Source organism: Janthinobacterium sp. BJB301 (assembly GCF_002735685.1).
In the GTDB taxonomy this organism is placed as follows: domain Bacteria; phylum Pseudomonadota; class Gammaproteobacteria; order Burkholderiales; family Burkholderiaceae_D; genus Janthinobacterium; species Janthinobacterium lividum.
This window is the reverse complement of the sequence record NZ_PDZJ01000003.1, coordinates 44,601-56,077: the sequence shown is the minus strand read 5'-3', so window position 1 is coordinate 56,077 and position 11,477 is coordinate 44,601. Positions and strand designations below refer to the sequence as shown.

General features: G+C 64.5%; 13 protein-coding genes. 12 read left to right on the top strand and 1 reads right to left on the bottom strand.

Going from position 1 to position 11,477, the window contains the following annotated elements:
* Positions 1-13: 13 nt before the first annotated feature.
* Positions 14-772 (bottom strand): NF038120 family PEP-CTERM protein, encoded by a 759-nt coding sequence (locus CSQ91_RS19595; RefSeq protein WP_099389352.1) that lies wholly within the window; start codon positions 770-772, stop codon positions 14-16.
* Between the two features lie 465 nt (positions 773-1,237).
* On the opposite strand from CSQ91_RS19595, the gene gspG reads away from it, so the two are divergent.
* The 12 genes from gspG (at position 1,238) to CSQ91_RS19535 (ending at position 11,372) form a co-directional block, all read left to right on the top strand.
* Positions 1,238-1,681: a type II secretion system major pseudopilin GspG gene (gene gspG / locus CSQ91_RS19590; RefSeq protein WP_099389351.1), complete on the top strand. Its 444-nt coding sequence runs from the start codon at positions 1,238-1,240 to the stop codon at positions 1,679-1,681.
* A gap of 36 nt (positions 1,682-1,717) precedes the next feature.
* Complete coding sequence (locus CSQ91_RS19585; RefSeq protein WP_099389350.1) at positions 1,718-2,923, top strand: type II secretion system F family protein; 1,206 nt, start codon at positions 1,718-1,720, stop codon at positions 2,921-2,923.
* Positions 2,920-4,626: a GspE/PulE family protein gene (locus CSQ91_RS19580; RefSeq protein ID WP_180278468.1), complete on the top strand. Its 1,707-nt coding sequence runs from the start codon at positions 2,920-2,922 to the stop codon at positions 4,624-4,626. Before CSQ91_RS19585 ends, CSQ91_RS19580 begins: the two co-directional genes overlap by 4 nt.
* On the top strand, positions 4,619-5,437 hold the full coding sequence (locus CSQ91_RS19575; RefSeq protein WP_143451060.1) for a hypothetical protein: 819 nt from the start codon (positions 4,619-4,621) through the stop codon (positions 5,435-5,437). The genes CSQ91_RS19580 and CSQ91_RS19575 overlap by 8 nt, the downstream gene beginning before the upstream one ends.
* Positions 5,434-5,982, top strand: a complete 549-nt coding sequence (locus tag CSQ91_RS19570) for a hypothetical protein (RefSeq protein WP_099389348.1) — start codon at positions 5,434-5,436, stop codon at positions 5,980-5,982. The genes CSQ91_RS19575 and CSQ91_RS19570 overlap by 4 nt, the downstream gene beginning before the upstream one ends.
* Positions 5,979-6,551, top strand: coding sequence for a hypothetical protein (locus CSQ91_RS19565; protein WP_099389347.1), 573 nt, complete (start codon positions 5,979-5,981; stop codon positions 6,549-6,551). Before CSQ91_RS19570 ends, CSQ91_RS19565 begins: the two co-directional genes overlap by 4 nt.
* Positions 6,548-7,069, top strand: coding sequence for a hypothetical protein (locus tag CSQ91_RS19560; RefSeq protein ID WP_034782174.1), 522 nt, complete (start codon positions 6,548-6,550; stop codon positions 7,067-7,069). Before CSQ91_RS19565 ends, CSQ91_RS19560 begins: the two co-directional genes overlap by 4 nt.
* Positions 7,069-9,093, top strand: coding sequence for a secretin N-terminal domain-containing protein (locus CSQ91_RS19555; RefSeq protein ID WP_099389346.1), 2,025 nt, complete (start codon positions 7,069-7,071; stop codon positions 9,091-9,093). Before CSQ91_RS19560 ends, CSQ91_RS19555 begins: the two co-directional genes overlap by 1 nt.
* Positions 9,090-9,581: a type II secretion system protein gene (locus CSQ91_RS19550; RefSeq protein ID WP_034782178.1), complete on the top strand. Its 492-nt coding sequence runs from the start codon at positions 9,090-9,092 to the stop codon at positions 9,579-9,581. Before CSQ91_RS19555 ends, CSQ91_RS19550 begins: the two co-directional genes overlap by 4 nt.
* Before the next feature lie 3 nt (positions 9,582-9,584).
* A complete protein-coding gene (locus CSQ91_RS19545) occupies positions 9,585-9,977 on the top strand; it encodes a type II secretion system protein (protein ID WP_034782179.1) in 393 nt (130 codons plus the stop codon).
* A gap of 5 nt (positions 9,978-9,982) precedes the next feature.
* Complete coding sequence (locus CSQ91_RS19540) at positions 9,983-10,633, top strand: type II secretion system protein (protein ID WP_099389345.1); 651 nt, start codon at positions 9,983-9,985, stop codon at positions 10,631-10,633.
* Positions 10,634-10,874: 241 nt separating this feature from the next.
* Positions 10,875-11,372 (top strand): FxDxF family PEP-CTERM protein, encoded by a 498-nt coding sequence (locus tag CSQ91_RS19535; RefSeq protein ID WP_052140113.1) that lies wholly within the window; start codon positions 10,875-10,877, stop codon positions 11,370-11,372.
* The last annotated feature ends 105 nt before the right edge of the window (positions 11,373-11,477 follow it).

The following is an 11,477-nucleotide window of genomic DNA, read 5'->3' as shown; positions in this document are numbered from 1 at the left end:
CGAAAGGGATAAATCAGGCTTGCTGGCGGCGGCGCGCCGCGAAACCGATGCCTGCCAGGCCCAGCAGCATCATCGCGTAGGTCGATGGCTCCGGTACCGAGGCGACGATATTGTCGAGCGCAAACTGGCCCTTGTTGGTGCTGAAGGCGTTGCAATTGCCGGCCGTGTTGCAAGTGAAGCCGAAGAAGGCCAGCGAGGCGAATTGCTGGCTGCCGAAGCTGGCGCTGGTGTTGTAGTGTTGGAACTGGAAGTTGCCGCCGATGGGGCCGCCCAGCTGGTATGTTTCATACATGGAAGAGCCGTCCGCGTAGAAACCTTGCACGCGCAGCAGGCCGGCTACCGCCGGATAAGTGACGCCCTGGGCGTAGCCGATGAAGCTGGCGTCGAAGCCCTGCAGGCTGACGCTGCCGCCCGGATTCAGCGGGTCCAGGTAGATGATGCCGTCGTTGAGCGAGGCATAGTAATTGCTCGTATTGTTGGTCGGGCACGCCATGCCGCAGGCGGCCGGATCCGTGCCGTCGAACACGGCGCCGACCAGGTCGCCATAACTGGCGCCGGCGGCATTCGAAGCACCCGTCAGCAGGAATTTGCCGAATTCCAGGGAGTCGCCGTGGCCGACGAACTGGCTATCCAGATTGTCAAAGTTGATCACGTCCGCGATGGCGGCGGGGGCCCAGGCGGCGGACAGGGCCAGGATGGCGGCGCCGGTCCACTGCTTGGCCGAGAAAGGACTTGCTGCGGAAGCTGCCTTCGAATGCACAATACGAGTCATGAATTTTCCCTTGGTGATTATGTAGGATGCAATATGTTTTGCGTCTGGGATGCTCTTTCCTGCGTGGACGGATAAGACCAATACGTAGAAAATTGATTTTTACTATAGCAAAAGAGGCAATTCCATTGTTTGATATTCTTGCAAATTTAATTTGAAAGTTACAAATAATGAATGAATAAAATTCATCACTTACTATGAATTGGTAACCAGTAGTAGATAATTTCCGCATTGAAAATAGTTGAGTGATTGACCAGCCAGTCAAGCGCGCGCGTCGCCGTGGCGGTTTCGCGCACACTGGATGGTTTCCGCCGGAATTTGTTGTTCACAGTGCAAAGAAAAGATTGTATGAACCATAACCGGCATGGTAGGCTGATAAGCATCAGGCAAGCGCGTGTCGCCTGTGCGTGGCCATCCGCCGCGCGCAGCGACGCAATGTATTGAAGGTAGGCAATAAGGAGTTACCGGATGCATGCAGTACACAGGCAGAACCTCGCGGCAACGCGCCATGCGCGCGGCTTTACCTTGCTCGAATTGCTGGTCGTCATCGTGATCATCGGCTTGCTGGCGGCGTATGTCGGCCCCAAGTATTTCGCCCAGCTGGGCAAATCCGAAGTGACGGTGGCCAAGGCGCAGATCGAGGCGTTTGAAAAATCGCTCGACACCTACCGCCTCGACGTGGGGCGCTATCCCACCACGGAAGAAGGCCTGGCCGCGCTGCTGGCCGCGCCGCCCGCCGCCGGCACGCGCTGGAATGGCCCCTACCTGAAAAAGGCCGTGCCGCTCGACCCGTGGGGCCATGCCTACCAATACCGCGCGCCCGGCAGCAAGGGCGAGTACGACATCGTCTCGATGGGCAAGGATGGCCAGCCGGGCGGCAGCGGCGAGAACGCCGACATCAGCTCGCAATAACGCCAGCGCCATTCTTTTTCCTACGGACAAGCCATCATGCAGTTCGAAGTACGCGCGCTTTCCACGGACCAGGCCGGAGCAACCTTGCATACGTGCGTGATCGACGGCCGCGACGAAGCCGACGCGCGCCGCCAGGCCGAAGCGCGCGGCCTGTTTGTCAGCGCCATCCGCCCGTTGCGGGCCACGCCGTTCAGCGCGGCCGGGCGCCAGCGGGCGCGGGCCTTGCCACTGCTGCTGTTCAGCCAGGAATTGCTGGCGCTGCTGCAAGCGGGCCTGGGCATCGTCGAAGCGCTGGAAGCCTTGCTGGAAAAGGAAGCGTCGCCTGCCACGCGCAGCGTGCTCACGCGCCTGCTGGAAGGCTTGCGCGAAGGCAAGCGCTTTTCCGCCGTGCTGGCAGAGCAGGCGGAACTGTTCCCCCCTTTGTATATCGGCATCGTCAAGGCGGCCGAGGGCACGAGCGACTTGCCGCGCGCGCTGTCGCGCTACATCGACTACCAGCAGCGCATCGATACGGTGCGTGGCAAGATCGTCAGCGCCGCCATCTATCCCACCATCCTGCTGGCCGTGGGCGGCGGCGTCAGCGCTTTCCTGATCAGCTATGTGGTGCCCCGTTTCGCCGAGGTCTACCAGGGCGCAGGGCGCAACCTGCCGTGGATGTCGCAAGTCATGCTCAGCTGGGGCCAGTTCGTCACGCAGCATGGCGTGCTGCTGTTGCTCGGGCTGCTGATCACCGGCGGCGTCGTGTACACGGCCGTGCGGCGCGTGCTGCGCCATGGCGGCGTGGCGCGCCTGCTGGCGAAACTGCCCGGCATCGGCGAGCGCGTGCGCATCTATGAACTGTCGCGCCTGTACCTGACCCTGGGCATGCTGGCCGAAGGCGGCATCACCATCGTGCAGGCGATTTCCACCGTGCAAGCGATGGTCTCGCCGGGCATGCAGGCATCCTTGCAGGGCGCGCGCGGCGCCATCGAGGCGGGCCAGCCCCTGTCGTCCGCCTTCGAGCAGCATCAATTGACGACGCCGATTTCCCTGCGCATGCTGCGCGTGGGCGAGCGCACGGGCGACATGGGGCCCATGCTGACGCAGTCGGCCGCCTTCTACGACGGTGAAATCAGCCGCTGGATCGACCGCTTTACGCGTACTTTCGAACCCTTGCTGATGGCTGGCATCGGCCTGGTCGTGGGCGCCATCGTGATCCTGCTGTACATGCCCATCTTTGACCTTGCCGGCGATATTTCATGATGCAGACCGCTGCCGAATCCACCCTGGCCAGCGTCGCCATCGACGCCGCCCTGCTGCAGCGCGCCCGCGTCCTGAGCCGCCAATCGAAGCGCAGCCTGGTCGAGGAATTGCAGGAACTGAGCGGCATCGAGGCGCGCGCCGTGGTGCGCGAACTGGCGCGCCCGTTCGGCCTGGACGTGCTGGAAACGGCCGACATGCTGGCGTTTTCTCCCGCCTTCGATGTGCTGCCCCTGTCGCAGGCGCTGGCGCGCCACAGCGTGCTGCTGCGCGCCGCCGACGGCCAGCTGGTAGGCGTGATTGCCGACCCGTTCGATCTCGATCTGCAAACCTGGCTGAGTGCGCGCGCCGGGCAGGGGGCCTTGCACGTGCGTCTAGCGCTGCAGGCCGACATCGGCGCCTATCTGTCGAAGCAGGAAGAATCGGCGCGCGCCGTCGACAGCCTGCTGCCCGGCGCCGCCACGGACGCGCGGCGCGACGGCAAGACGGCGGCAGTGCTGTCGTTCGCCAGCGTGTCGGAAGCGGCCAGTCCCGCCGTCAAGCTGGTCAACTCGACCTTATATGACGCGCTGAAGGCGGGCGCTTCCGACATCCACCTGGAAAGCACGGCCGGCGGCCTGGCCGTCAAGTACCGCGTCGACGGCGTGCTCGATCACGCCACGTCCGTCAACGGCATCGAAGTGGCCGAGCACATCATCTCGCGCCTGAAAGTGCTGGCCGAACTCGATATCGCCGAGCGCCGCGTGCCGCAGGATGGCAGCTTCCGCGTCGAATCGGGCGGACGCGAAATCGATCTGCGCGTCTCCATCATGCCCAGCATCCATGGCGAGGATGCGGTCATCCGTATCCTCGACAAGCGCGCCATGATCGAGGCGTATGGCGCCCTGACCCTGGAAGCGCTGGGCTTTGACGCGCCGTCGCTGGAAGCGTTGCGCGCGCTGGCGCAGGAAGCCTACGGCATGCTGCTCGTGACGGGACCGACCGGCTCCGGCAAGACGACGACCCTGTATGCGGCGCTGACGGAAATCCACAACGGGCGCGAAAAGATCATCACCATCGAAGACCCCGTCGAATACCAGCTGCCCGGCATTCTGCAGATACCAGTCAATGAAAAGAAGGGGCTGACGTTTGCCAAGGGCTTGCGCTCCATCCTGCGCCACGACCCCGACAAGATCATGGTGGGCGAGATCCGCGACCGCGAAACGGCGGAAATCGCCGTGCAGTCGGCCCTCACGGGCCATCTGGTGCTCACCACCGTGCATGCGAATAATGTCTTCGACGTGTTCGGCCGGTTTACCCACATGGGCATCGATCCGTATGCGTTCGTCTCGGCCCTGAACGGCATCTGGGCGCAACGGCTGATCCGCACCAACTGCCCCCATTGCGCCACCGACTACACGCCCGACGATGGTGAGCTGGCCAGCGTGGGCCTGGCGCGCGCCGACGTGGCGCAGTATCAATTCAAGCAGGGCAAGGGCTGCGGCGACTGCCGCGGCACGGGCTACAAGGGGCGCCGCTCGATCGCCGAGATTCTCGTGCTGACCGATGAAATCCGCGAACTGATCGTCGACAAGAAACCGATCCGGCAGATCAAGGCGGCCGCGTATGCGAACGGCACGCGCAGCCTGCGCCTGGCGGCGCTGGAGCTGGTCAAGCGGGGCGCCACCACCATCACGGAAATCAAGAGGGTCACCCTGCATGCGTAGAGGTTTTGGACAAGGTTTGCGCCTGGGCGTGGCGGCGGGCAAGGTGAGCCTGTGGCGCAGCAGCCGCTGGCGCGCCCCTGCATGGATATTGCTGGGTGAAGCCGCGTATGTGCCGGACGACACGCTGCATGGCGACTTTGCCGCCCTGGGCCAGGCGTTGGAACAGATTCTGCCAGCCAGCCAATACGCCGGCTGGCCCCTGTCCGTGGTGCTCGACGATGGATTGGCGCGCCTGTGGCAAGTGGACATGCCGCAAGGCGCCGCGCGCCTGGCCGATATCGAGGCTGCCGCCGCGCTGCGCTTTCAGTCGCTGTATGGCGATGCGCCCGGCCTGTGGCACAGCAGCAGCGCCTGGGATGCGCGCGCGCCGTTCTTTTGCGCCGTGCCCCGTGCGCTGCTGGCGCAGCTGACGCGCGTGGCCGACGCACGCAAGCTGGCCCTGATTTTTATCGCACCGCAATTCGCGCGCCACTGGAACCGCTGGCACGGCGCGTTGAAGCCAGGCGCCTGGTTTGGCCAGTTGCAGGAGAACGTCCTGACCCTGGGCGTGCGGCACGATGGCCGCCTGCGCGCCGTGCGCGCGCTGCCCGTGCCCCCGGACGCCGGCCATGCCTGGCTGGCGCAGACCTTGGCGCGCGAGGCGCTGCTGCAAGGCGTGCCCGCACCGGCGCTGCTGCAGCTGTGCGGCGCGCCGCCGCCCGCATGGCTGCCACAGACGAAAGAGTTCCACTGCCAGATTTTTTCCACGCCGGACGGCGACGGTAGCTTGTCGCCGGCCGCCCGGCTGGCCCGCAGCGGGGGCGTGGCATGACGCGCCTCGACATCGATTTCGCGCCGCCCAACTGGCGCCGCAGCCTGCACCGCGTGCCCGCGTGGGCGTGGTGCATCGGCGCCCTGGGTGCGGCGCTGATCGCCACGGCGGCGTACAGCGGCAGCGCCGCGCTGCAGCGGCAGCAGGCAAGCGAGGCACATTGGCGGCTGGCGCAGCAGCGCGTCATGGCCGCCACGCAGGGACCGGTGGCTGCACCGCAAACACCCATCGCGCCGGCGCAGGCGGCGGCCGTGAATGCGGCCATCCTGCAACTGAATCTGCCGTGGCGCGACGTGCAGGATGCGCTGGCCAGCGCCACGCCACCCGCCATCGCGCTGCTGGCTCTGGAACCGGATGCGCGCAAGCGCGTGCTGAAGATCACGGCCGAGACGACCAGTAGCGACGCCATGGTCGCGTATGTGGCGCAACTGAAGCAGCAGGAGCTGTTCGGCACCCGCGTGCAGCTGCTGCGCCATGAAATCAACGCGCTCGATCCGAACAAACCCTTGCGCTTCCAGCTTGAAGCGCGCTGGGGCACGCCATGATGGCCATCGACATCAATAGCGTGCGCCTGCGCGCGCAACTGCTGCTGCGCCGCCTGGGCGCGCCTGCCTGCCTGGCTTTGGCATTGCTAGCGCTGGGCACGGCAGCCTGGGCGTGGGCCTGGCAGCAGCGCGCGGTGGCGGCGCAGCTGGAAGCGCGGCCCTTGCCGCAGCCATCGTTGGCCGCAGTCATCGCGGCGCCGCCGGCGACATCCAGCGAGAACCTGGCGCGCTTTTATGCCGCCCTGGGGCAGCAGCGCCACGCGGAGCAGCAAGTCAAGCAGCTGTTCGACCTGGCCGCGAAAAACGGCTTGCTGCTGGCGCAGGGCGAATACAAGAGCGGCTACGACAAGGCCAGCAGGGTTGCCAGCTATCAGGTGACCTTGCCGCTGAAGGGCAGTTATGCGGCCGTGTGGCAGTTCGCGCTGCAAGCGCTGCGCGCCGTCCCCTTCGCCTCGCTCGACGAACTGAGTTTTCGCCGCGAGCAGATCGCCGATACGGAACTCGAAGCGCGCTTGCGCCTCACCTTTTATCTGACCGATACGCCTGGCGATGCGGGAGAGGCGCCATGACCCCGCGCCATTGGCTCATGCTGGCCGGCGTGCTGGGCGCGGGCGGCTTGCTGCTGTTCGGCGAGCGCCAGCCCGTGGCCGAGGTGGCCGAAGCGGTGGAGCGGGCCGTCGCGCCCGCGCGCCATGCGGCCGCCAAGCCGCCAGCCGCGCAGCCGGCCATCCTGGCCCTGCTGCCGCGCAGCGAAGTGGCGGGCGAGGATGGCGATACCTTTGCCGGCGCCGGCGCTGTCTTCCAGAGCCAGAACTGGAATCCGCCGCCGCCGAAAATGGTAGCCGTCGCGCCACCGCCGCCGCCACCGCCGATGGCGCCGCCGCTGCCCTTCGTCTACCTGGGCAAGGCGGCCGCCGATGGCGCCTGGGAAGTGTTTTTGTCGCGCGCCGACAAGACGTATATCGTGCGCGCCAATACCGTCATCGATGGCGCCTACAAGGTCGTGACGATTGCGCCGCCCGTCATGACGCTCACTTATCTGCCGTTGAACCAGGTTCAGCAGCTCAACATTGGAGTTTCCGAGTGATGTCTCGTTCCTTTTCATCGGCGCTGCTGCTCTTGCTGCTGTCCGGCTGCGCAGGGCAGCAAGCCTACCGCGACGGGCGCGAGCTGATTGCGCAAGATCAAATCCCGGCCGGCCTGCAAAAACTGCAGGAGGCGCTGCAGCAGGACCCCGGCAATGCGCAATACCGCAGCGCCTATCTGCAGGCGCGCGAACGGGCGACTGGCAGCCGCTTGCAGCAGGCCGAGCGCCAGGCGCAGGCGGGGCAGGGCGAGCTGGCGCGCGCCTCGTTCATGGGCGTGCTGGAAATCGATGCACAGAACGAACGGGCCAACAGCGGCTTGCGCGCGCTCGAGCGCGAGCAGCGCCAGGGCAAGCTGCAGGCCGAAGCGCAGAAAGATATCGAGGCCAAGCGCTACGACCCGGCGCGCCAGCGCCTGAACGCGATCCTGACCGAGCAGCCGAATCACGCCGGCGCGCGCGCGCTGCTGCGCGAGGTCGATGACAAAACGGCGCCGCCCGTCGTCGAATCGGGCCTGGCCAAATCGTACAAGCAGCCGATCACCATCGAGTTTCGCGAAGCGCCATTAAAACAGGTGTTCGAGCTGATCGCGCGCCGTTCCGGCCTCAATTTCGTCTTCGACAAGGACGTCAAGGCGGATGCGAAAACCTCGATCTTCCTGAAAAACAGCACGGTGGAATCGGCCGTCTACTTCCTGCTGGTGACGAACCAGCTGGAACAGCAGGTGATGGATGCAAACACGATCTTGATCTACCCGAACGTGGCGGCAAAATTGAAGGAGTACCAGGAAGTGCTGGTGAAAACCTTCTTCCTGGCGAATGCGGACGCCAAGCAGGTGGCCAACACCCTCAAGACCATCTTGAAGACGCGCGACGTGGTGGCCGATGAAAAACTCAACCTCGTCATCGTGCGCGACACGCCGGAGGCGATCCGCCTGGCCGAGCGCCTGATCGCGCTGCAGGACGTGCCGGAGGCCGAGGTCGTGCTGGAACTGGAAATCCTCGAAGTCAAGCGCAGCCGCCTGATGGAACTGGGCGTGGTCTGGCCATCGAGCCTGACCCTGACGCCGCTTTCCACCTCGGGCGGCGCGGGGCTGACCATCAGTGACCTGAATAGGCTGAACCAGCGCACCATCGGCGTGAGCGACCTGTCCGTGACGGCGAACGCCAAGAAGACGGACGGCGACGCGAACATCCTGGCCAATCCGCGCATCCGCGTGCGCAACCGGGAAAAGGCGAAGTTCGTCATCGGCGACAGGGTGCCCGTGGTGACCACCACCATTTCGCCCGGCACGGGCGGCTTCGCTTCCGAGTCCATCAGTTACCTGGACGTGGGCCTGACGGTGAATGCCGAGCCGACCATTTATTTGAACAATGAAGTGGGCATCCGCATCTCGCTCGAAGTGAGCAACCTGGGCGCGGCCACCACCACCCGCAGCGGCTCGACCCTGTACCAGATCGGCACGCGCCAGGCGTCGACCATGCTGCAACTGAAGGATGGCGAAAACCAGGTGCTGGCGGGCCTGATCAACAATGAAGAGCGCAGTTCGGGCAACAAGGTGCCTGGCCTGGGCGACATACCCGTGCTGGGGCGCCTGTTCGGCAGCAGCAAGGACGACAGCCAGAAGACGGAAATCGTGCTGTCGATCACGCCGCACCTCGTGCGCACGGTGCAGCGTCCGGAAGCGAAGGAATCGGAATTCTCGGCCGGCACGGAAGGCAGCTTCCGCCGCCGGCCCGACATGGCGGCCAAGGCGCCCACGCAGATGCCGGGCACGGTGATCGTGCGTTCCGGCCCGTCGGCCGTCGGCATGCAGCCGGCGCCGGCGCAGCCGCTGATGGTGCCCGGCCAGGTGCCATCGGCCTTGCCGCAGAGCGTTCCGGCGCCGGAAGTGGCGCCATCGCCCGAACCGGCCGCCTCGCCCTTGCCGATATCGTCGGGCCAACCCGTGCCGCTGCAGGCGGCGCCCTTGCCGCTGTCATCGAGCCAGCCGGTGCCGGTGGTGCCGCCGCCGCCCGTCAAATGAGACTGGCGCATGCGCAGGGTGGGCAGGGCGGCTTCACCCTGATCGAGCTGCTGGTGACCCTGGCCATCCTGGGCGTGCTGGCCACCCTGGTGATCCCCGTCACGCAGGTGACGGTGCAGCGGCGCCAGGAGCAGGAATTGCGGCGCGCGCTGCGCGAGATCCGCCAGGGGCTCGATGCCTATAAACGGGCCGGCGACGAGGGCCGTATCCTGCGCGCGCCAGACGCCAGCGGCTATCCGAAAAGCCTGGAACTGCTGGTCGAGGGCGTGCCTGACCAGCGCAACCCGAAGCGCAGCAAGCTGTTTTTCCTGCGCCGCGTGCCGCGCGACCCGTTCAACGCGGACGCTGGCCTGAGCGATGCGCAAACGTGGGGCAAGCGCAGCTACGCCAGCGAAGCGGCCGAACCACGCGAGGGCGACGATGTCTACGATGTGTATTGTACGTCCGGCAAGACGGGCTTGAACAACGTGCCTTACCGTCTATGGTGAACCATGGCTGCTGAAAATATCCCACACCGCAGGCGCGGCTTTACCCTGATCGAGTTGCTGGTGGTGCTCGGCATCGTGGCGCTGCTGCTGACCTTGGCCGTGCCCCGCTACTTTCCCAGCCTGGACAAGGCGAAGGAAACCGTGTTGGCGGACAACTTGCGCAACCTGCGCGCGACCATCGACCAGTTCCACGGTGATACGGGGCGCTATCCCGATACGCTGGAGCAGCTGGTGGAAAAGAAATATTTGCGGGCCATGCCCATCGATCCCATCACCGATAGCGACAGCAGCTGGCTCATCGTGCCGCCGCCCGACGACACGCCGGGCCAGGTGTATGACGTGAAAAGCGGCGCGCCCGGCAAGGACCGCAGCGGCACGCCGTTTGCCGACTGGTAGCGGCCATGCACCGTCCTGCGCGCCGCCAGCGTGGTTTTACCTACCTGGGCCTGATCATCCTGGTGGCTATCCTGGGCCTCGTGGGGGCGGCCGGACTGAAGATGGGTTCCTTGTTGCAGCGCCAGGCGACCGAGCAGGAGTTGCTCGACATCGGCGCGCAGTTTTCAGATGCCCTCTACAGCTATGCGGCCGCCACGCCGGCCGGCCAGCCGCAGCAGCCTCCGACCCTGGCGGCCTTGCTGCGCGACCCCCGCTTTCCGCAACTGCGCCGCCATTTGCGCAAGCTGTATGTGGACCCCATCACGGGACGCGCCGAGTGGGGCTTGCTGTACCAGCCCGGCAGCCAGGGCATCATCGGCGTACACAGCCTGTCGCAGGCGGCGCCATTAAAGGTTGGCAATTTCGACGCCCGGTTTGCGGGCTTCGAAGGCAGGGCGCATTTCTCGGAGTGGCACTTCATGGTCGATGCACGGCTGTCATCCGTGCCGCCTGCGGGACCGGCAACTGTTCCTGCGGGTGATGAGGCCGGCATCATGCCCGCCTTGCCGCCGCCACCGTTGTTTTCCCGCCCTGTTACTCCATCGCAAGAACAGGCGCCACCAGAGCCAGTTGAGCCGCCTGAACCGCAAAGTCCCGTTGAAAACCCTGCCGAATAGGCGTTTTCACCGTTAAACATGGGAAAAATTAGATGTATGCCCCGGTAACTATTTTTCCATAGAAATTCATAGATAGTGGCAAATAGTTCATTTCGAAAATAGTTATCCTAGATGAAACTTCGATAAAATATTTATAAGTAATTTGATGTGATTATGCTACCATCCTGTCTAGTACTTCCGGTACTAAAACTATTGGTGGCCTGCGCATTGCAGCCATAAATTACTTTTTAAGGGATAAACTATGAAATTGAAATTTATCGCTGCAGGCATTCTGGCAGCAGCATCGTTCAGCGCATCGGCAGCAACGTACGACCTGGGCATCCTGGACCCAACCGGTTCCGATACCCTGTCGGCCATTACCACCAAGTTTGCCGCTAACTCGGCAGTTGACGACTTCTGGACCTTCAAGCTGGTCACCCCATCGTCGACGTCGTTTGGCGCACTGCAAACGTTCTCCGTGGTTGAAGGCGCGATCAAGGATTTCTCGGCCACTTTGCTGGGTTACGGCAACCTGACCAACACCAGCGCCGCTGGTATCCAGAGCCTGAGCTGGGATGGCCAGCTGGCCGCCGGTTCGTACACGGTGCATGTGACGGGCCTGACGGGTCTGAAAAATGCCGCTTACCTGGGTTCCGTGTCGGCCCTGCCAGTACCAGAGCCAGAAACCTATGGCATGCTGCTGGGCGGCCTGGCACTGGTTGGCGCCGTGGCCCGCCGCCGCGCCAAGAAAGCTGCTTAAGCTTTCGCTGCAATGAAAAAAAACCCGCTTCGGCGGGTTTTTTTTCGTCTTTCGTCAGTATGGCGAGATGCCGCAACCACGTCCTGCGCAATCCGGACAAGCTGC